Below are 17412 nucleotides of genomic sequence, written 5' to 3'. Positions count from 1 at the left end.
GCTGCCGGAGACCATCACCGGCCATGATCATCCACGCGGATCCGTCGTTCGCTCCGCCGGTTGGGAGACGATTGGGAGACGAACCGGGGCAGATATCTGCGTTTGGGAGACGAGTAGGTCCCTGAGTACCGCGACCGTCGAGGTGGCGGACATCCGCGCCCGCTGACGCAGCGCCGTCTCCCACCGCTGCTGCAGCTTCTCCACCAGCTCTTGTCGCATGCTCTCCGACACGTGCGCGTAGGTGCCGCCAATCCCCGGCATCGAATGCCCGAGCCGGTCCAGCTTCGCCACCTCCGGGATGCGATCCTCGTCCATCCATACGCGGAGGCTATGCCGCAGCCCGTGAGGGGTCAGGCCCGCCTTGATCGGCAGCCAGGTCGCCAGCCGCCGCTCCCGGACATGACCTTGCTCGACCGCGGCGGTCAGGCGGCCGGCGTGCGGCTGCCTCTTTGGCAGCCCATTGACGGACCGGCACTCCTCCCCGGGGCGGGCTCCGCACTTGCGGTTCGGGCAGGGCAGAACGTGCGCGTCGATGACCGGCAGGTCCCAGCGCGGCTGCCCACGGCCCCGGGGCGGAGTCCAGTCCGCCCCCTCGACCGCCCGCCACGCCGGTTTCAGCTCCACGCCGGGCCAGCCGTACGCCATGTCGACCAGCACTGGTCGCTCCGGGCCGGACTCGGGAGCCTTCCCATGACAGGCCGCCCGCCAGGGGAACTCGCTGTAGTTGCGGTGGCGGATGTGTCCCCCCTCCTGGGCCAGGAACAGGAACCGGCCGGCGCCGCACAGGCCGTCGCAGTGGCACTCCAGCCGCCGCCGCCGCTCGATCTGCCGCCGCAGCAGCGCCTCCAAGAACGGCGGCAGGTCTAGCGCCCCGAAGAACCTCGGATCGTCGTTGCGGAACGACCCGTCCTTGGGATCGGAGAGCAGATGCCGCTGATCCAGCTCGATCAGCTGGGCATCGACGATGAGCTTGCCGTCACGGATCCGGTCGCCGCGGACCGCCATCAGCTCACCCCAGCGCAGCCCGCACCAGGCGTCGGTGATCCACATGACGAAGTCGTCGTCACGGCCAGTCAACGCCGCGCACCGCTCGGCCAGCAGCAGCACCTGCAGCGGCGTCAGCCACTCCCGGACCTTCTTCGTGCGTCCCTTGCGCTGCTCGGCGACCTTGCCGCGGCGTCGCCGCCGCGCTGCGGCGTTCACATCGACCAGGCCGGCGTCCCTGGCGTCGTTGAGGAGGGTTGTAAGCAGGCTCCGGGTGTTGCTGACGGTGTTGTCCATGTACCGCGTGCGGAGCTGCTTCTCCCACAGGTTGATCTCTTCGAAGTCGGTCAGGGTGTAGAGGGGGCGGTGCCCGAAGGTGGGGAGGATGCGGTTCCTGAGGTGCTGCCTGTAGTTGCGGATGCTGAGCACCGCCAGATCCTGCGCGGGGAGCCACTTGGTCTCCACCCACTCCTGCAGCGTGATGGCGCCAGCGGTGAGGTCGCGTTCACCACGGGCGCGCCGCTGGGCCTGCAGCATCCGCAGCCACTCCCCGAAGGGGACGGGCGGATCGGGGACGGGCCCTTGCCACTCATTGGCCAGGCGGTGCATCTCCGCCTCTTTGTTCTGCGCCGCCCGCAACGCATCGGTCTTCCTGAAGAACGGTTCCCCGTTCAGGTTTTCGGATACTGTTCCCCATTTCGGTCGGACACCTGGCGGGTTTCTGTAGCGTCCTCGATAAAATTTTCCACGTGACTCGGTGTACGCCATGAGCAAAGGCCGGGGCGAGCCGCCCCGGCCTTCCTCCTTCCTGCAGCTCGGGCTTATTCCCCGTACCGCCCGACGCAGATCTCGATCGCTAGCAGCCGACCCACCTGGGCCGACAGCTCGATGATGCAGTGGGAGACCGGGTCACCCGCCGGAGGCGGGGACGAGGTCGGGGGCGGGGGTGAGGGGTGGGGACGTTGGGGCTTGTCGGGGTCAGCGGGGCGGGGGCGTACGGGGGTCCGCGAGGGGCGCGCCGTGCCCTCAGGAGTGGTCGTCTGCGACGGCGCGGGCGACGCTCCCGGCAACGTCCCGCCCGACGGCACCACGGGCGGGACGGGCCGGGGGCTGCCCGATGTGGACGGGGTGCGGGTACCCGGCGAGGCGGAGGGGGTGCCCGGCGCCGTGGGCATCGCCGCCGGCGGGGTCGGTGGGCTTATGGAGCGCTTGTCCTCTGCCGACATGTTGATCGCCGCTATCGCGCCGGTCGTCACTGCGGCGGCGGCCCCTGCCGCCAGCAGGACTCCCTGCCGGGACTGCAAGGCTTGCCGCGCCCTTCGCGTCCTGTGGCGGCTGGCGGCCATGGCCGCCACGGGTGCGGCGATGGCTCCGGCTCCCCCCTTGATCACGTAGAACACGCGGCGCCGCCATCTCGCGCGTTCCTCGTAGTCCTCCTGCAGCACTCTCAGTGCAGCCCGCATGGCGACCAGGTCGGCCTGCGCCTGGATGCGCTCCTCCTGCGCGTGCGCGGGCAACTCGGCGAGACGTGCCTCCAGGGTGTTGATTCGTTCCTGCAGTACGTCGATGCTTCTTCCCACCAGTCTGTTTACCCCCAGTCTGTCCTTCTCGACAGACGGGTAGCAAAGCAGCAAACCGACTATTACGGCGCATAAAACCGACGTTTTTACTCATCCGTTATGACCGTTACTGTCATTCTGCCTGACGGAGTCGGATGACGCCCGTTTCAAGGGCCTCGCGCGCCGCGTCCAACGCCGCCCGCCGCAGCTCCTGCACCGCCCTGACGGCCGTGCGGCGCTCCAGGTCGCTGGCCTCGGGGTAGTCCCAGATGTACTCCAAAAACGGGTCGCCGCCCACGCCTTCTGGGTAGCGGTCGGCGTCCCTCTCCTCCGTGCGCCGGGGAACGGGCGGGCCACCCTGCAGGACCCGCTTGATGCTGCCCGGCTCCCACTGGTAGGCCAGCTCGATCTTCGCCAGCATCTGGGGGCCGAAGTTGCTTCGCTTGGCCAGCTCGATGTCGGTGACCGTCTTGTAGTTCAGTCCGGTCGCTTTGCACCAGGCGCTGCGCTCCTGGTAGCCGAGTTCGACCCGGCGGGAGATCAGCAGATCCCCCAGGCGCTGCCAGTCGCCCTGGGGTATCGAGGTGGCCGCCATCAGAGCCCTCCGTCGACGCCGGCGCGAGCCCGAGCCGGAGTGAGCGAGTCGGAGTGAGTAGGACTCGCTCAGGCTAGCCCTGAGAGCCGTTGATCGCAGCATCTCGTTTCGGTGATGGAAACAACACCATCCCCCTCTACCGCCCCCTCGCGACCACCGACGACCTATCACGACTCCCTGTGACTCTCATCAACTCTCACTAGCTCTTGCGTTGACTCTTAATGAGTCCTACTCTCTCCCACATGCCTCCAACACGTGTGGTCTCTCCCAACGTGCTGCGCCTACGGGAGCTGTGCGGCACGGCCGAGGACATCCGCAACCTCGCCGAGCGCTCCGGCCGGCACCCCAGCACGGTGCGGTCGGCGCTCCGCGGACGCCCGGTGTCCCTGCACGTCATCCGGGACTTCGCCAGGGCGGCCGAGGTGTCGGAGGAGGAGCTGATCGGAGCCGACCCGCAGCTGGCGGCCATCGAGGACTGCACGGTCACCATCGCGCACACCCACACCCCTGAATACGTCGCGGCGCTGCTCCCGGGGGTGTCCGCGCGGACCCTGCGGAACCGGGCCAGCCAGGGCCAGATCGCCTACACGCAGGTCGGCCGCGAGATCGGCTTCACCCACGAGCAGATCGAAAAGCTCGTCGCCGACGCCGCCCGCGAGCCCGCCCCTCCGCGCCGGGACTCCCGACGCCGCTCCTGACCAGCACGTTCGTGTCTCCACCACGAACGTTCGTGTCCCCACCACGACCCGAAAGGACAACCGTGCCCCTCACGCAGATCCCTGAAAATCCGCCGCCGGTCGAGCGGCCGGTGATCTTCCCGCAGACGTTCGGCCAGCAGCCGCGCTGCGAGGTCTGCTTCACGGCCCGCCCCGCCGACTGGCAGCGAGGCCGCCCGTTCCTGGCCACGATGCTCAACCCCGACCCGGACGGGCCGCCGCTGCTGGACGGCTGCCCCGGCTGCTACCGGGCGCTGCACGGGACCGGCGAGATCGTCCTGCCGACCGCGGCCGAGCTGCCGCAGGTCTGGATGGACCTGGCCCGCGACGCCTTCAACCGCGACCTGGCCGAGGCCACCATCACGCGGGCGCTGACCACCCTCGCGCCCGGCCTGCCGACCGCCGCCGCCCGCGCCGTGTTCACCGCCCTGCAGACGGCGCTGTACGCCGCCCAGCAGAACGGCGACGCCTACGCCCGCCGCGTCAAGGAGACCCTGGCCGTCCTGCTGGCCGCCGCCCCGGAGGGCACGCGATGACCCCGGCGCTGCTGCAGGCCGATCTGGGCGGGATGTGCCAGGTGCTACTGGAGCCGGACGCGCCACGCCCGGTGTGGCTGCAGGCCCGCCGGACCGGCATCGGCGGCTCCGAGGCGCTGGCCTGCCTGGGCCTCGACCCCGACAAGAGCCGCCTGGAGGTCTACCTGGACAAGCTCGGCCGTCTGCCCGAGCGGCGGCCCAACAACAGGATGCGCTGGGGGCAGATCGTGGAGCCCGCCATCCGCGAGTGGTTCACCGAGCGGACCGGCCTGCCCGTCGTCAAGCCGGGGATGCTCCGCAGCCGCCAGCGTCCCTGGCAGCTCGCCAACGTCGACGGCCTCACCCCGGACGGCGGGGTGCTGGAGATCAAGAACACCAACTACTGGCGGCGCGGAGAGTGGACCGGCGACGAGGTCGCTGACGGTGCGGAGGCGCAGTCCCAGCACTACATGGACGTCACCGGCCGCACCCACGCCTGGGTGATCGCCCAGGTCGGAGGTGAACCCCCGGTTATCCGACGCGTGGAGCGGGATGAGGGGCTGATCGCCGACATCCGCCTCATGGAGGCGGACCTGTGGCAGCGGGTCGTGGACCGCAACCCGCCGCCGCTGGAGGGCGAGGCCGCCGAGGACCTGGTCGACCGCCTGTTCCCGACCGGCATCCCCGGCAAGCGGGTGGACGTCGATGAGGCGTTCATGGCCCTGCTGGAGGAGTACAGCCAGGTCCACGAGCAGTGGAAGAGCGCCGACGCCCGCAAGGCGGAGCTGCGCGCCCAGATGTCCTACGAGATGGGCGAGGCCACCGAGGCGTATCACGACGGCGTCCTGGTGGCCACCCGCAACAACCGCGCCAAGGCCAGGGCCGACATCAAGGCCCTGCGGGAGCGGCACCCCGACGCCGCCGCCGACACCGTCACCGAGACCCGATACCGCCAGTTCGACTCCAAGATCCTCCGGAAGGCTGCCCGATGACCTCCAGCCTGGCCACACGCGCCCGCAAGAAGGCCGACGAGTACCGGCCCGCCGACACCGACACCGACACCGACGCCGGCGCCGACACCGACGCTGGCGCCGACGCGGACCCCCGCGCGCTGCGTAAGCAGGTGCGTTCCCTCAACGAGCAGATCACCGCCATGGAGGCGGCGTTCCGGGAGGCGATGCCCGAGGGCACCAGCTCCGCCCGCCTCATCCGGGACGCCCTCACCTGCATCGGCGGCACCCCCGAGCTGGCCCGCTGCGATGCCCAGACCGTCGTCGGCGCGCTGATGACCTGCGCGCAGCTCGGGTTGCGGCCCGGAGTCCCCGGCCTCAACCACGCCTGGCTGATCCCGGACGTCAACCCCCTCACCGGGCAGTACGAGGCCACTCTCCTCATCGGCTACCGGGGGTACATCGAGCTGGCGTACCGGCACCCCGACGTCAAGGCCATCTCCACCCGCACCGTCTACAGCAAGGACGAGTTCTTCTCCGAGTTCGTGGTGGAGAACGGCCAGTGCCGCGACCGGCTGGTGCACCGGCCGAGCATGGACGACGACCGCGGCCGCCCGTCGAAGTACTACGCGGTCGCGCAGCTCGACGGCGGCGTGGTCGTCACCGAGCACTGGTCCCAGCAGCGCATGGAACAGCACCGGGACAAGTACGCGCGCCGCACGAACGGCCAGATCACCGGCCCGTGGATCACCCACTTCGAGCAGATGGCGCGCAAGACCATGATCCGCGGCCCGCTGGTCAAGGACCTCCCCATCAGCGCGGACCTGGGCGTCGCCCTGGCGGTCGACGACGGAGTGCGCGAGGACCCCGACCCTAAGGCCGACCCCGTCGAGGTCACCATCCGCCGCACCGTCGACCAGGCCCAGCCGAACGGCGACGCCCCGGCCGCCAGCACCGCCGAGGAGGCCCGGTCATGACGATCGCCTGGACCGCCTACATCCGCCCCATCAAGGGGGACCACCCGCAGGTGCCGCAGCCGCCCCAGCGGCAGGCCCCCGAGGAGATCGGCCCCTGGGCCACCCCGGTAGAGGCCATGACCGCCGCCGACACCTGGCTGCTGGGCAACTTCGTCCGCACCGAGGGAGCCGTCTGGGAGGAGCACGGCTCCCACCAGTACCGGCTGACCAGCGCTGACACCGGCCGCCCCTGGGTGTTCCCGCACCCCAAGCGGCGAGGCCACTGGGAAGTGGTCGTCGCTGCGGTCGAGGTCCCCGACCACCAGATCCGACGCGACGCCCCCCGCCCCCCGGGCATCACCTACGCGCTGATCACCCCGGACGGTGACCTCGAGATCAAGACGGGGGAGTGGCGGGCAGAGCTGGACGGCGACGCGACCCGTATCCCGCTGCACCCCGGACCCGGGCTGGTCGGCTGGGTCGCCCGCAACGCTCAGGCCCAGCCGGACCGCTACCCCCGCAACCTGGTCGGGTCCGTGCTGACGCGGGTGTTCGGCGCGGACGTGTGGGTGTGCGCCGGGCCGGTCGTCCTGACCGGCTGGCAGGTGCGTGACGACGGCGGCCACCCCGCGTCCCTGCCGACCGTAGACGACCTGACCCAGATGCACACCCAGGTACGGCGGGCCCTCGGCATGGACCCCGGCAGGTGCTCCCTGCCGGTCTGGCTGGCCGACGCGGTCCGCCGCGCCGCCGACGACGCCACCGCTGCCACCGTCACCGCCCTGCCGATCGGAGGCGGTTCCTGATGTGGGCCGTGCTCATCACCCTCGAGGAGGGCCGGATCGCCTACGGCCCGTTTGCCCGGGAGCGGCTGCCGCTGGCCGAGCGGTTCGCCGAATGGATGACCGCCGAGATCGAACCGGCCCGGGTCGTCCCCGCCGACACCCTCGACCGGGTGACCTGGCGGAGCCCGGTCGAGGAACTCCTGAACTGGCTGGAGACCCCCAGCCCCCGCCAGGCGGCCGACGCCGCCGACCAGCGGCCCCCGGACAGGGAGCCGACCTGACCCGGCTGAGGGGGTGCCCCGCCCGCTCGCGGCACCCCCTCAGCCGCCGCCCCCCAACTGATTGGAGCAACAACCATGCGTATCAGCCGCCCCAACTCCTCCGTCGGCCAACTGGACAGCACCAACGGTGCCCCGGCCACGACGTCGAACGGCACCCCGCAGGTGCCGGTGCTGTCGTTCAAGTCCCCGGGCACCATCACCCGCTTCTTGGACATGTACCGGCAGCTGCTGGCGACCCAGCGGGACGGCGCCCGCCAGATCACCCACCTGAACGAAGAGATCGGCGAGGTGCAGCGCCACATCGGGGACCGCGAGGCCGAGATCACCCGGCTGGAGGCCGAGCTGGCCCGCACCCGCCAGGACGCCGAACGGGCTGGCCAGGTTCTGCAGGTCAAGACCGCCGAGCGCGACGGCCTGGTCATCGCGCACAAGGAGACCAGCGACCAGACCGAGGACCTGCGGCACCTTCTGCAGCTGATCGCGCCCGACCGGCTGGAGGAGGTGGAGGAGTCCCAGCGGCAGACCCCGCCGCAGGGACAGCCCGCCTACCCGGCCACGCCGAACGTCCCGCCGGCCCCGGCCGGGGACCGGCCCGTGGCCGGAGCCGACGCGCCCCGCACCGCACCGGCCAGGGCGTAGCCGTGGGCGCGCTCCTGCTGTTCGCCGTGCTGCTGGGCTGGCCCGCCAGCCTCGCCGCCACCTGGACGCTCGCCAGGATCTACCCGCCCCGCCGCGGCCTGTACGTGGCGGTGGCGCAGGTGCAGCAGGAGCGGTGCGGCGGCCTCGCCGACCAGCTCGACCTCGCGGTCGCGCAGGCGGAGGCGGCCCGCACCCGCATCACCCACGCGCAGGACCAGCAGCGCGCCGCCGAGCAGGCTCGGGACGCGCTGCTGGCCGCCCTCCAAGACCTCCTCGCCCGCGCCGACACCCCCGAGGAGACGACGCGGGACCTAAACCACCTGATCGACCGCTACCACCCTGGAGGCTCCCTGTGACTCGCCGGGTCGCTCTCGCCGGCGGCGCCGTCCTGGTCGCGCTGGTGCTGGCCGCCGCCCCCCTCGCGGGACCGGCCGTCACCCCCACCAGCACCCCTGCCCCTGGCGTGACGGCGCGGAACGTGGACGCTGAGGCCGCCTACACCGCCCAGGTGCGCAGGTGGTCCCGCCAGATCGGCAACCGGCCCTACGACGAGCTGGTCGCCATCGGGCAGGGAATGTGCGGCGGGCTCCAGATGCGCCCCGAGCCCACGGTGACCCCCGTCCCGGTCAGCGGGATCAGCGCCTACGACACCCGCGTGGTGATCCGCGCCGCCACCCAGCACCTGTGCCCGGACCAGGCCCCCAAGGTCCGCAACTACCTGACCGGCGGGGGCCGCCGATGAGCACCCCCACCACCGGCAGCGGCGGCGACCGTGCGGGCCGCGCCCAGGCCGACACCCCGCCGCCGGAGGACGGGCCGCGCCTGACCGACCACGCCCGCCCCCTGCCCCCTGACGTCATCGCGCGCAGCGCCGACACCGGCTCCGCCCACGGGAGGTGAACACCTGATGCCCTCCGTTCCCGTCTCCTGGACCCGCATCGGTGACGGCCGATACGAGGCCCGCACCGAGCACGGCACCTGGATCCTCATGAGGCACCAGGCCAGCGCCGTCTACGAACGCAACGGCTGGTACCTGCACCGCAGCACCCCCATCAGCGACCAGCAGGGGGAGTGGATGTCCGCCAGCCGCCGACTGGCCGAGCGGCGCGCGACGCTGCGCGCCCTGGGCTGGCAGCCCATCGAATCCGACACCTGGGACGGGGTGGTGCTGCAGCGCGGCACCGAGCGCCGCCGGGAGTCCGCCCTGCTGCTGGCCCTCAGCTGCGGAGAGACCCCATGACCACCGCCCTGCTGGATGAGGGCCTGCACCGCAGGATCTCCGACCGGGTCCGCCAGGGCGTCCTGCTCCGGCTCGGCCCGAACGCCCTGCTGATCGCCATGGACGGCGGCGCGGTCCACCTGTCCGGCGGTGAGGCCGACGCCATCGCCACCATCGCCGTGGACTGCGTCTGGGAACAGCTGCAGCAGGAAGGCGACGACGTCGCCCTGGCCCGAGCCCGCGCCGCCCGCCTTCACGCCCTGCAGCGGCACGCCGCACGCCGGGGCGACCACCGTGCCGCTGACGCCCTCGGCCGGGTCGCCCGTGGGGTGGACGCCATCACGGACCTGCTGACGCACACCAGCAGGGAGGCCGGCCATGCCTGACCCGGGACTGCTGGTGGCGGCCGTCGCCGTCCTCGCCGCGGTGCTCGCGGTGACCCGGCCCGGCAGCGCCACCGGCACCGACCTGTGGTGCGACCGCGCCCCCCACCACGACCGCGACGACCAGTAACCCCCTTCTCTCGACTCCAGGGACGGCAGAGATGACCAGCAGCGCTCCGGACCGGCACCCCACCCGCCGGTCGCTGGTCGCCTGCCGAGCCCTGGACGCGCTGGAGCGCGGGCTGCCGCATACCCGACCCCTGCGGATGTGCCCCTCCAGCGCACCCGGAGCCGCCCCCTGGGGGGCGGGCGGTTCCGGGACGGCCCGGCCACACCTCCCCACCCTCCCCGGGTGTGGCCGGGCCCCTCAGCACCCGCGGCTTGGCCGTGACCGCTCCGGCCAGGCCGCGGGCACCACCGGCAACACCACCCGCCGAGGAGGGCGGTGACTATGGACGACCGCTGGATGAGCCGCGCCGCCTGCAAGGACGCCGACCCCAACCTGTTCCAGCCGCGCGGTGAGGGCGACCACATTCCCAAGGGGCAGCTGGAACGTGCACGGGCCGTCTGCCGGCCCTGCCCGGTACGCCGCCAGTGCCTGCGGTACGCGCTGGACAACCCGCGCCTGACCACCTCGGGGGTGTGGGGCGGATCCACCCTCAGCGAACGCGAGGCGTACCGCAAAGCGGCCAAAGCGGCCAAGGCCCGGGAGAAGGCCGGGGAGGTGGCGTATGGGTAGGCGCCGCCGTCCCCACCGCAGCGCACCGACCTGTGACCTGTGCGGGGAGCCGATTCTCTGGGCCACCACCCAGGCCGGATACCGCCAGCCCCTCGACCCGACCCCGAACGCAAAGGGATCGGTGCTGGCCTACAAGGACCACCACGGCGTGCTCCGATCCCGAGCCGTCTCGACCGCCGGGCCCCGCCAGAACTGGCACCCCCTGGAGAAGGTCTACATGCCCCACCAGGCCACCTGCCAGCTCAAGCTCCAGCACCCGCCGACCAACGTTCCGCTCACCAAGAGCACCAGCAGCAGGAGGAGGGGCCGTAATGGCTGACCCGCCCACCCCCGCCCGCCCCGTGTGGGTGGGGCAGCACACCCCACGTCACGCCGCCCCGCCCCGCCTCAGCGAGTCGCTGACCATGGGCGCGGTCGCGGTGGCGGCCGGTCTGCTGCTGACCGCCGCCGGGCACGCCGCGGCATCCGCGCTGACCGGCGGCCAGCCGAAGCCCGCCCGCGGCGACGCCCCTGCCGCTGCGGCGCCCACCAGCCCGGCCGCCCCCTCGACGGTGGTCACCCCGAGCCGGACGGCCCGGGAGAGCGACACGGCCACGCCCCGCCCCCGGCCGGTCCCGCCGCGCGGCTGGAGGCCCCGGCCTCCCGCTCCCAGCACGGCCACCTCCCGGCCGCCGCGGCGGGACCGGCCGAAACCGGATCCGACCAGCGGACGACCCACCCCCAGCACTGCGCCGTCCACCCCGTCACCGACTGACACGAGGAACCCATGACCGTGACCCTGCGAACCACCACCGCTGTCCTGGCCACCGCCGTGACCGCGGTCGCCCTGGGGGCCTGCGGCCCCGCGGAGCGGCACTGCGAGCACGACGCCACCGACCGGGACGTGCCCGCCTCTCACTGCGACCAGGGCATCCCCGGATACGAATGGGAGGACGGCCCCGCCGACCCGCCGCACCGGTCCCGCTCATCCACCGGCCCCAGCACCGGCACCGGCGGCGGTGGTGGACGCACCACGACCGGCAAGAACAACAACGGCGGCGGGACCGGCGGCGGGACCGGCCGCACCAGGACCGGCCGGTCGTGACCACCTTCGCCGGTGGCCGGATCACCGTCACCCGCTACATCTGCCCCTGGTGCATCGGCACAGGCCGCGCCTGCGACGGGCAGTGCGTCGAGTGCGGCGGCACCGGCCTGGTCGACGGCCCCCAGCTGGGTGTCGACCTGACCTGTGACGGCGATCCGGCCGAGATCGAGGCCGTGCCGCTGCCCGTCCCGCCCGGCGTCATGCGCCGGGCGTGCGGGGACTGCGCGTACCGGCCCGGCAGCCCGGAGGCAGACGCCGGCACCGTCCCCGCGGTCGAGGACGGCCCCTTCTACTGCCACCACGGGATGCACCGCACCAGCGAGGGCTACCAGCCGGTCGCCTGGGCGGACGACAGACCGCTGGGCTACCTGATCTGCGCCGGATGGTGGGCGCTGGCCACCGGCCAGTCCCTCCCCGAGACCCCCTACCGAGACCCCGACCACCGCAAGGAGACCCCTCGTTGAACCCGCGTGAAGCCCACGACTGGGACCGGGCCGCCCGCGCCCTCCTCCGCCTCGGCCACCCGGCCCCCGATGCGTCCGGCACCGCCCTGGACGCCGCGCTCCGGCTGACCGAACGCGCGAACACCGTCCTGGGCGGCGCCGCCCTGACCCCCCAGAAGGTCCGCGCCGCCTGGCCCACCGGCAGCGGCGGCGAGGAGGAGGCGACCTGCCGGGGGTGCGGCTGCACCGAGAACGCCCCGTGCGAGGGCGGCTGCCAGTGGGCGCCCGACCCCCACCTGCTGGGGGACCTGTGCAGCCGCTGCGCCGACGCCACGGCGGTCATCACCGTCACGTCGGTGGCCACCGGGCGGCGGCAGGTCCTGCACCTGGACCCGCACGACTACGCCGCCCTGACCTACGTCGTGGACCTCGACCCGCACGACGTCGCCGTGCCCGCCGCACTACCGGCAGGCCCGGACGTCTGAAACCCGCACCACCTGACCGCACGACCAGACCGGAAGGGAGGGGCCGGTGGCGACGCTGCTGCTGCTGCGCGCGGCCGGATCAGTCGCCGGACGCTGCGACGCCAGCTGCTACGACGCCACCACCGGCCCCGACCACTGCACCTGCGTGTGCGGCGGCATCAACCATGCCGCCGGGCTCGAGCAGGCGATCGACAACACCGGCCGCCTGAACCCCCAGCGGATCGTCCAGACCGCCGCCGGACGCGGCATCAACGTCTACCGGCCGCCCATCCAGCTCCCCCTGTTCTGAGAGGACACCCGCCATGCGACGTGACCACCGCGCCCACCGCCCCCGCCGACGCCGTCTGGGCTGGCTGGGGGACCTGGCCGAGACCCTGGTCGAGCTGGTGACCGGCTGGTGGCGCTGACGATGACCACGCTCACCCGCCACCGGCCGCCCCATCCCACCCCTCCCGGCCCTGGCCCCGGGCCGCGACAGTTCGATCCGCGTGACCTGCACGTGGTGCTGCGGCGCCGCCGCAGGGACCTGCGCATGTCCCAGCGGCAGGTCGCCGAGCGGCTGGGCTACTCCCGTGAGCTGATCGGCCAGTGGGAGCGGGGCGTCGCGGATCCGCACTGGACCAACGCGCTGCGGTGGGCGGCGGTGCTGGGCGTGAACATCCTCGCGCTGGAGGAGCCTGGTGGATGACCAGGAGCTGGCCCGCCTGCACCCCCGCTACCGCACCCCCTGCGAGCAGTGGCTCCGAGCGGAGGGCCGCTACTGCGGGCAGATCCCCACCCGCCGCTACGACCAGGGCTACAAGTGTCGGCAGCACACCCCATCCGCGCTGGAGGGCAAGCCGGAGCCGCCGCCCGGGTATTGCGCGCCGGGCCGCTGCTACTGCGGACGCGGTACCTGCCCTGCCTTCGAGACGTACCGGCAGGCGGACACCTACGCCGACAACCCCTACGCCTGGCAGGTGGACGCCGAGGCCATCGCCTCCGGCAAACGCCGCTCCAGCCCCACCGCCTACGCCTCGGCCCGCGCCAGCCTGACCAAGACCTGACCACCGGGACGCCATGACCATGAACCGCACCAGCGAACCCGCCCAGACCCTCGAACCGGCCGGGGACTCCCTGCCCGCCAGCGCCGACCTCGTCAAGCGGCTCCTGGCGGACGGCTGCACCGTGCACCAGGCCGCCCAGCAGGCCGCCTGGCCCCGCGACCACATCCTCGCCCTCGTCAACGGCATCCCCGGCTGGCGCTACCAGCCGGACACCGACACCGTCTACATCAACCCCGACCCCGACCCGGCTCCCGCCCCCGCCCCTGCTCCCGTTCCGGCGGCCCCGGCCGGGAGCGGCGGCCGGTCCGGCAGGCGCAGCACCGCCAAGCCGCCCAGGCCGCCCAGGACGGACGCGACCGCTCCGGCGGTCACCGCCGTGGACCGGATGCTGACCGACGCCCAGCAGATCAACGACCCCGCCGTCCGCCGGACGCTGGAACGCGCATGGAAGGCGCTGGCGGACCTGCGGGACGCCGTCGACCACTACAAGCGGCGCCAGGCGGCCGAACGCGAGGTGGCCGAGCTGGAGAGACGACTGGCCGCCGCCAGAACCCGCGCCAAGGAACTGGCCGGACGCCGGCCGTCCCGCACCCCCCGCACGGCCCGCCCACCACAGGCACGCCCCAGGGACAGCGAGGTCCGCGCCTGGGCCAAGGCCCACGGCATCCCCGTCAACGACCACGGCCGGGTACCCGGGGACCTGGTCCGCCAGTACGAGGCCGCGCACACCGCCGGCAGCTGACCCAGCCCCCGCGCCCACCTGGAAAAGGCCAACGTGACCGTACCCACCGATCTCCCGCCCCGGGAGCCCCGCCTGATCGCCCGCTTCGTGGTGGACGGCGAGCCCCTGTCCAAGGAACGGGCCCGCGTAATCCATCGGGACGGCAAGGCCCGCAGCTACACCCCCGACCGCACCACCCAGGCCGAGGGGCGGGTCGGCTGGGCGTTCCGGCAGGCCGCCGGACCACACCGCCCCGACCCCGACTCCGCCTACAGCGTTCTGGTGACGTTCCATCCCGGCACCCGCCAGCGCCGCGACATCGACAATATGCTCAAGCTCGTCCTGGACGCCCTCAGCGGGATCGCCTGGGCCGACGACGACCAGGTCGTGCACGTGGCCGCCGACAAGGCCGCCCCCTCACCCGGTCAGGCCCGCACGGAGGTCACCGTCTACCAGGTCGGCCCCTACCAGCGGCCCACCCGCGGCGGGACCTGCGAGGTCTGTCAGGGCCCGACCAGCCGCGAGACCGTCCGCCGCTGCCGCCGCTGCCGGAACGCACGATGACCCGCCCGAGCGCCCGCGCGCCGCTGCTGCAGGTGGGCCGATATAGACGCCCGCGACCACCCAGGGACGGGGAGACGCGACCGGATGGCCGCACGAAGACGGGCAGGAGAGACGGCCGGTGCAGGAACCAGAGTCGGCCGGGCAGCCGGGGCAGGCGGAGCTGGACGCCCCAGGCATCACCCCGCTGGGCCGGTTCGAATGGGAACGCGCGATCCGGCGCGTACGGCTCGGGTTCTACGACTCGCCGCGCCAGGACCCGAAACGGTGGGTGCGGCACGCCACGGTGCAGCAGGTCGCCCTCGTCATCGCCACCTACGGCGACCTGGACGGCAGCCGCGTGTTCCCGAGCGCGGAGCGGGTGGCCCGGGTGTGCGAGCTGGACGTCCGCACCGTGGAGACGTGCCTGCGCCGGCTGCGGGCGCTGCATCTGCTGCAGATGGTGCGGCCCCGCCGCTCCCCAGGACGCCGCGGCGGCCCCGGCCGCCCCGCCGAGTACCGGCTGACCGCCCCCACCGACCTGCTGGAGCGGGTCGCCTACCTGGACCCGGAGGAGAAGCTGCTGGTCGTCCCGCCCGGCGCCGTCACCGGCCCGGCCCGCAAACCCCGCGCCCGCCGGCAACCCCGCCAGGAGCAGGAACAGCTGTGGACGGCCGGGGAGACGCCGCCGGAATGACCGGGGGCTGCCCCCGCCCATTCCGAATGACCGGGGGCATCCCCCGGTGAATCCGGAAATGACCGGGGGCTGCTCACAAATGACCGGCGGCATCCCCCGGTAACCAGAACAGGAGACATGCACCAGAGAAGAACACCAGGAACACAACGAACTACAGACCAGACCAGCTAACTCGTGGTTGCTGTCGTCACGGGCTGAGGTGGAAGCCGCCCCGGCCTGTGCAAAACCCGCCGCCACGCCCCCCATGGAAAGAGACACGATGATCGACATCACCCGCGACAGCTACCCGGGCGTCCTGCAGGCCCTCGCCAGCCTGTGCGGCCAGCTCCTCACCGCCGTCAACCAGGTCGACCTGGCGCGGATGCGGCAGATCTGCGAGGAGTTCCAGGCCACCGCCCCCGTCCTCGCGCCCAGCGACTACCAGCAGGGCGGCATGACGCGCCTCGACGACCAGGCCACGTTCCTGCGGGCGCTGGAGGAGTTCGTGGGCACCCTGCGGACTCTGGACCGCCGCCCCACCGCCGCGGCGGACGCCGACGCCCGGCAGGAGCCCCAGATGGACGCCGACAGCAGGGTGATCAACACCGGCCACGGGACCTTGCGCGTCCCGGGCGACATCCTGCGGACCTGGGAGCAGTTCGGCTGGCCGACCGAGGACGCGCTGAAGCGCATGGTCCAGGCCGGCACCGTCGAGGCCATCCGATGACCGCCCGGGAGGAGTGCGGCTGCAGCGGCCCCCACGGCGGCCACCGGCTCGCGCGGGAGGCCCGCCGCGCCGAGCGGATCTTCCGCTCCGGCATGTACCTGGAGCTGGCCGGATCCGCCGCCCAGCACTGGGAATGGATCGACACCGGCACCGGTCCCGTCCCGCCCTGGCAGGCGCTGGCCACCCTGGCGGCCGTGCCGATCTCCGCCGTGCTGGCCGTCCGGTGGGGCCGCCGCGCCCGCTGGTACGAGACCACCCCCCGCTGGTGGCAGCGGCTGGAGGAGGCCCCCACGGTGCTGCCGCTCCCGGGACTGGCCCGCTGGCTGGACCGGCCCCGCCTCCTCCCCAGGCAGGGGGAGGGGCGGTGACGCCATCGCTGGGTGACGTCGTGTTCGTGTGCGAGGTGGTGGCGGCCGTGGTCCTGCTGGCCATGTGGGGCCGCCGGGCGCGGCGCCCGGAGACGTCCCCGGACCGCTCCGGTGATCTACGCCGTCAAGGCCCCAAGCCGCGATCAGGAAAGGAGGCCCCCTATGGGGGTTGACCTGCGCACCAAGCCCGACGAGGACGACCGGAAGCGGCGGCTGCGGGAGCTACTGCGCGAGGCCCTGGACCGCCCCGTTCCCTGCCCCCGCTGCAGCGGCACCAGGCCGTGCCGCTGCTACGTGCCCGCGGAAGACCGCCAGGCCGCCCGCGTGGACGTCCTGCTGGAGGTGCTGCGTCCGCACCTCCTGCCCCAGCAGCCTGCCGCTCCCAGTGGGCGCCGCGACCCGCTACCACACCGGCCGCCTGCCGTGCGGAACGCGCGGAACGGGCAGAGAGCACCTGTGCCGCGCCTGCCTGAACTGCGACTACGCCTGGGCGGAGGCCCTGGCCGACGTCGCTGGCACCCAGTCCGGGCGGGACGAGGTGCGGCCGGTAACCCGGGTTACCGTCACCTGCCACGGCCTCACGGAGATCCTCGAGTTTCCCACCGGCCGCCTGGCGGAGGCGACCGAGCTCGAACGGGTCAACGCTGAGCTGCGTGCCGCCGGCATCGAGCACCCGCCCGGCGCCCGCGGTGTCCACGACCTGCGTGGTGTCCTGTCCGGCCAGCAGGAACGCGCACGGAAGGCCGAGGCCGTCCTCGACCAGGTGAGGGCGATCCCCCGGACGCCGCAGGGCACGCATGACGCGGCCTACGTCCAGGGCTGGCAGGACGTCCGCGACCGCATCGACCGCGCCCTGGCCCCGGAGGTCCACGCCCAGCAGCAGGACTGGGAGGGCCGGTGCTCACCGTCCTCCTCGTGACCGGGGCGCTGCTGGGTGGTGCGGCCGGGTACGCGACCGGCCGCACCAGGCCCCTGTACCGGGCCCGGTACTGGGCGGAGGG

At 73.0% G+C, this 17412-nt stretch carries 32 protein-coding genes; 28 read left to right on the top strand and 4 right to left on the bottom strand.

The genetic code is table 11. From position 1 onward, the window contains the following. Positions 1-27 precede the first annotated feature (27 nt). From HNR21_RS24450 to HNR21_RS24440, 3 genes are all read right to left on the bottom strand, one after another. Positions 28-1752 (bottom strand): zinc finger domain-containing protein, encoded by a 1725-nt coding sequence (locus HNR21_RS24450; protein ID WP_182707063.1) that lies wholly within the window; start codon positions 1750-1752, stop codon positions 28-30. 53 nt (positions 1753-1805) lie between these two features. Beyond that, positions 1806-2564: a hypothetical protein gene (locus HNR21_RS24445; RefSeq protein WP_182707062.1), complete on the bottom strand. Its 759-nt coding sequence runs from the start codon at positions 2562-2564 to the stop codon at positions 1806-1808. A gap of 112 nt (positions 2565-2676) precedes the next feature. Then, a complete protein-coding gene (locus HNR21_RS24440) occupies positions 2677-3138 on the bottom strand; it encodes a hypothetical protein (RefSeq protein WP_182707061.1) in 462 nt (153 codons plus the stop codon). 242 nt (positions 3139-3380) lie between these two features. Between HNR21_RS24440 and HNR21_RS24435 the strand changes: the two genes are divergently transcribed. The 15 genes from HNR21_RS24435 to HNR21_RS24370 all read left to right on the top strand — a co-directional run bounded on the left by HNR21_RS24435 (position 3381) and on the right by HNR21_RS24370 (position 10640). Continuing rightward, a complete protein-coding gene (locus tag HNR21_RS24435; protein ID WP_182707060.1) occupies positions 3381-3836 on the top strand; it encodes a helix-turn-helix domain-containing protein in 456 nt (151 codons plus the stop codon). A 62-nt stretch (positions 3837-3898) separates the two neighbouring features. After that, positions 3899-4390 (top strand): hypothetical protein, encoded by a 492-nt coding sequence (locus HNR21_RS24430; protein ID WP_182707059.1) that lies wholly within the window; start codon positions 3899-3901, stop codon positions 4388-4390. Beyond that, complete coding sequence (locus HNR21_RS24425) at positions 4387-5361, top strand: YqaJ viral recombinase family nuclease (RefSeq protein WP_182707058.1); 975 nt, start codon at positions 4387-4389, stop codon at positions 5359-5361. Before HNR21_RS24430 ends, HNR21_RS24425 begins: the two co-directional genes overlap by 4 nt. Further along, a complete protein-coding gene (locus tag HNR21_RS24420) occupies positions 5358-6296 on the top strand; it encodes a recombinase RecT (protein ID WP_182707057.1) in 939 nt (312 codons plus the stop codon). The genes HNR21_RS24425 and HNR21_RS24420 overlap by 4 nt, the downstream gene beginning before the upstream one ends. Then, positions 6293-7081 (top strand): hypothetical protein, encoded by a 789-nt coding sequence (locus HNR21_RS24415; protein ID WP_182707056.1) that lies wholly within the window; start codon positions 6293-6295, stop codon positions 7079-7081. Before HNR21_RS24420 ends, HNR21_RS24415 begins: the two co-directional genes overlap by 4 nt. After that, positions 7081-7341, top strand: coding sequence for a hypothetical protein (locus HNR21_RS24410; protein WP_182707055.1), 261 nt, complete (start codon positions 7081-7083; stop codon positions 7339-7341). The genes HNR21_RS24415 and HNR21_RS24410 overlap by 1 nt, the downstream gene beginning before the upstream one ends. Before the next feature lie 75 nt (positions 7342-7416). Further along, positions 7417-7980, top strand: a complete 564-nt coding sequence (locus HNR21_RS24405; protein ID WP_182707054.1) for a hypothetical protein — start codon at positions 7417-7419, stop codon at positions 7978-7980. A gap of 2 nt (positions 7981-7982) precedes the next feature. Next, complete coding sequence (locus HNR21_RS24400) at positions 7983-8336, top strand: hypothetical protein (protein ID WP_182707053.1); 354 nt, start codon at positions 7983-7985, stop codon at positions 8334-8336. Further along, positions 8333-8722 carry a DUF732 domain-containing protein gene (locus HNR21_RS24395; RefSeq protein WP_182707052.1) on the top strand — a complete coding sequence of 130 codons (390 nt, stop codon included), beginning with the start codon at positions 8333-8335 and terminating at the stop codon, positions 8720-8722. The genes HNR21_RS24400 and HNR21_RS24395 overlap by 4 nt, the downstream gene beginning before the upstream one ends. Continuing rightward, positions 8719-8880: a hypothetical protein gene (locus tag HNR21_RS24390; protein WP_182707051.1), complete on the top strand. Its 162-nt coding sequence runs from the start codon at positions 8719-8721 to the stop codon at positions 8878-8880. Before HNR21_RS24395 ends, HNR21_RS24390 begins: the two co-directional genes overlap by 4 nt. 7 nt (positions 8881-8887) lie before the next feature. Beyond that, entirely contained in the window at positions 8888-9220 is a 333-nt protein-coding gene (locus tag HNR21_RS24385; RefSeq protein WP_182707050.1) for a hypothetical protein, read from the top strand. Then, positions 9217-9585 carry a hypothetical protein gene (locus tag HNR21_RS24380; protein WP_182707049.1) on the top strand — a complete coding sequence of 123 codons (369 nt, stop codon included), beginning with the start codon at positions 9217-9219 and terminating at the stop codon, positions 9583-9585. The genes HNR21_RS24385 and HNR21_RS24380 overlap by 4 nt, the downstream gene beginning before the upstream one ends. Continuing rightward, positions 9578-9712 carry a hypothetical protein gene (locus tag HNR21_RS36115; protein ID WP_281402062.1) on the top strand — a complete coding sequence of 45 codons (135 nt, stop codon included), beginning with the start codon at positions 9578-9580 and terminating at the stop codon, positions 9710-9712. The genes HNR21_RS24380 and HNR21_RS36115 overlap by 8 nt, the downstream gene beginning before the upstream one ends. 321 nt (positions 9713-10033) lie before the next feature. Beyond that, positions 10034-10321, top strand: coding sequence for a WhiB family transcriptional regulator (locus HNR21_RS24375; RefSeq protein ID WP_182708812.1), 288 nt, complete (start codon positions 10034-10036; stop codon positions 10319-10321). Then, a complete protein-coding gene (locus HNR21_RS24370; RefSeq protein ID WP_182707048.1) occupies positions 10314-10640 on the top strand; it encodes a hypothetical protein in 327 nt (108 codons plus the stop codon). The genes HNR21_RS24375 and HNR21_RS24370 overlap by 8 nt, the downstream gene beginning before the upstream one ends. A 48-nt stretch (positions 10641-10688) precedes the next feature. On the opposite strand, the gene HNR21_RS24365 is transcribed toward HNR21_RS24370, so the two are convergent. Next, the gene (locus tag HNR21_RS24365) at positions 10689-11078 is read right to left on the bottom strand and encodes a hypothetical protein (protein ID WP_182707047.1); all 390 of its coding nucleotides are present in this window, start codon (positions 11076-11078) and stop codon (positions 10689-10691) included. Between the two features lie 15 nt (positions 11079-11093). On the opposite strand from HNR21_RS24365, the gene HNR21_RS24360 reads away from it, so the two are divergent. The 13 genes from HNR21_RS24360 to HNR21_RS24300 all read left to right on the top strand — a co-directional run bounded on the left by HNR21_RS24360 (position 11094) and on the right by HNR21_RS24300 (position 17330). Further along, positions 11094-11405, top strand: a complete 312-nt coding sequence (locus tag HNR21_RS24360; RefSeq protein ID WP_182707046.1) for a hypothetical protein — start codon at positions 11094-11096, stop codon at positions 11403-11405. Beyond that, complete coding sequence (locus HNR21_RS24355; RefSeq protein WP_182707045.1) at positions 11402-11869, top strand: hypothetical protein; 468 nt, start codon at positions 11402-11404, stop codon at positions 11867-11869. Before HNR21_RS24360 ends, HNR21_RS24355 begins: the two co-directional genes overlap by 4 nt. Continuing rightward, positions 11866-12333 carry a hypothetical protein gene (locus HNR21_RS24350; RefSeq protein ID WP_182707044.1) on the top strand — a complete coding sequence of 156 codons (468 nt, stop codon included), beginning with the start codon at positions 11866-11868 and terminating at the stop codon, positions 12331-12333. The genes HNR21_RS24355 and HNR21_RS24350 overlap by 4 nt, the downstream gene beginning before the upstream one ends. Before the next feature lie 46 nt (positions 12334-12379). After that, the gene (locus HNR21_RS24345) at positions 12380-12622 is read left to right on the top strand and encodes a hypothetical protein (protein ID WP_182707043.1); all 243 of its coding nucleotides are present in this window, start codon (positions 12380-12382) and stop codon (positions 12620-12622) included. A gap of 108 nt (positions 12623-12730) precedes the next feature. Then, on the top strand, positions 12731-13021 hold the full coding sequence (locus HNR21_RS24340; RefSeq protein ID WP_182707042.1) for a helix-turn-helix domain-containing protein: 291 nt from the start codon (positions 12731-12733) through the stop codon (positions 13019-13021). Next, the gene (locus HNR21_RS24335) at positions 13014-13379 is read left to right on the top strand and encodes a hypothetical protein (RefSeq protein WP_182707041.1); all 366 of its coding nucleotides are present in this window, start codon (positions 13014-13016) and stop codon (positions 13377-13379) included. The genes HNR21_RS24340 and HNR21_RS24335 overlap by 8 nt, the downstream gene beginning before the upstream one ends. A 13-nt stretch (positions 13380-13392) precedes the next feature. Beyond that, positions 13393-14121: an Lsr2 family DNA-binding protein gene (locus HNR21_RS24330; protein WP_182707040.1), complete on the top strand. Its 729-nt coding sequence runs from the start codon at positions 13393-13395 to the stop codon at positions 14119-14121. 33 nt (positions 14122-14154) lie between these two features. Beyond that, positions 14155-14664 carry a RusA family crossover junction endodeoxyribonuclease gene (locus tag HNR21_RS24325; protein ID WP_182707039.1) on the top strand — a complete coding sequence of 170 codons (510 nt, stop codon included), beginning with the start codon at positions 14155-14157 and terminating at the stop codon, positions 14662-14664. Positions 14665-14782: 118 nt separating this feature from the next. Then, complete coding sequence (locus tag HNR21_RS24320) at positions 14783-15337, top strand: hypothetical protein (protein WP_182707038.1); 555 nt, start codon at positions 14783-14785, stop codon at positions 15335-15337. A 259-nt stretch (positions 15338-15596) separates the two neighbouring features. Next, on the top strand, positions 15597-16043 hold the full coding sequence (locus tag HNR21_RS24315; protein ID WP_182707037.1) for a hypothetical protein: 447 nt from the start codon (positions 15597-15599) through the stop codon (positions 16041-16043). Continuing rightward, on the top strand, positions 16040-16411 hold the full coding sequence (locus tag HNR21_RS24310) for a hypothetical protein (RefSeq protein ID WP_182707036.1): 372 nt from the start codon (positions 16040-16042) through the stop codon (positions 16409-16411). The genes HNR21_RS24315 and HNR21_RS24310 overlap by 4 nt, the downstream gene beginning before the upstream one ends. Continuing rightward, a complete protein-coding gene (locus HNR21_RS24305) occupies positions 16408-16584 on the top strand; it encodes a hypothetical protein (protein WP_182707035.1) in 177 nt (58 codons plus the stop codon). Before HNR21_RS24310 ends, HNR21_RS24305 begins: the two co-directional genes overlap by 4 nt. Positions 16585-16796: 212 nt before the next feature. Then, positions 16797-17330 (top strand): hypothetical protein, encoded by a 534-nt coding sequence (locus HNR21_RS24300; RefSeq protein ID WP_182707034.1) that lies wholly within the window; start codon positions 16797-16799, stop codon positions 17328-17330. Positions 17331-17412: the final 82 nt, after the last annotated feature.

The organism is Thermomonospora cellulosilytica (genome assembly GCF_014138835.1).
GTDB lineage: Bacteria > Actinomycetota > Actinomycetes > Streptosporangiales > Streptosporangiaceae > Thermomonospora > Thermomonospora amylolytica.
Note: the sequence above shows the minus strand (reverse complement) of the source record. Positions and strands in the feature narration are given on the sequence as shown.

Bases quoted from the DNA above. Each gene is read 5' to 3' on its own strand.
- HNR21_RS24450 (WP_182707063.1), bottom strand. From the start codon at position 1,752: ATGGCGTACACCGAGTCACGTGGAAAATTTTATCGAGGACGCTACAGA.
- HNR21_RS24440 (WP_182707061.1), bottom strand. From the start codon at position 3,138: ATGGCGGCCACCTCGATACCCCAGGGCGACTGGCAGCGCCTGGGGGAT.
- HNR21_RS24435 (WP_182707060.1), top strand. From the start codon at position 3,381: ATGCCTCCAACACGTGTGGTCTCTCCCAACGTGCTGCGCCTACGGGAG.
- HNR21_RS24425 (WP_182707058.1), top strand. From the start codon at position 4,387: ATGACCCCGGCGCTGCTGCAGGCCGATCTGGGCGGGATGTGCCAGGTG.
- HNR21_RS24420 (WP_182707057.1), top strand. From the start codon at position 5,358: ATGACCTCCAGCCTGGCCACACGCGCCCGCAAGAAGGCCGACGAGTAC.
- HNR21_RS24415 (WP_182707056.1), top strand. From the start codon at position 6,293: ATGACGATCGCCTGGACCGCCTACATCCGCCCCATCAAGGGGGACCAC.
- HNR21_RS24410 (WP_182707055.1), top strand. From the start codon at position 7,081: ATGTGGGCCGTGCTCATCACCCTCGAGGAGGGCCGGATCGCCTACGGC.
- HNR21_RS24405 (WP_182707054.1), top strand. From the start codon at position 7,417: ATGCGTATCAGCCGCCCCAACTCCTCCGTCGGCCAACTGGACAGCACC.
- HNR21_RS24390 (WP_182707051.1), top strand. From the start codon at position 8,719: ATGAGCACCCCCACCACCGGCAGCGGCGGCGACCGTGCGGGCCGCGCC.
- HNR21_RS24385 (WP_182707050.1), top strand. From the start codon at position 8,888: ATGCCCTCCGTTCCCGTCTCCTGGACCCGCATCGGTGACGGCCGATAC.
- HNR21_RS24380 (WP_182707049.1), top strand. From the start codon at position 9,217: ATGACCACCGCCCTGCTGGATGAGGGCCTGCACCGCAGGATCTCCGAC.
- HNR21_RS36115 (WP_281402062.1), top strand. From the start codon at position 9,578: ATGCCTGACCCGGGACTGCTGGTGGCGGCCGTCGCCGTCCTCGCCGCG.
- HNR21_RS24375 (WP_182708812.1), top strand. From the start codon at position 10,034: ATGGACGACCGCTGGATGAGCCGCGCCGCCTGCAAGGACGCCGACCCC.
- HNR21_RS24370 (WP_182707048.1), top strand. From the start codon at position 10,314: ATGGGTAGGCGCCGCCGTCCCCACCGCAGCGCACCGACCTGTGACCTG.
- HNR21_RS24330 (WP_182707040.1), top strand. From the start codon at position 13,393: ATGACCATGAACCGCACCAGCGAACCCGCCCAGACCCTCGAACCGGCC.
- HNR21_RS24315 (WP_182707037.1), top strand. From the start codon at position 15,597: ATGATCGACATCACCCGCGACAGCTACCCGGGCGTCCTGCAGGCCCTC.
- HNR21_RS24310 (WP_182707036.1), top strand. From the start codon at position 16,040: ATGACCGCCCGGGAGGAGTGCGGCTGCAGCGGCCCCCACGGCGGCCAC.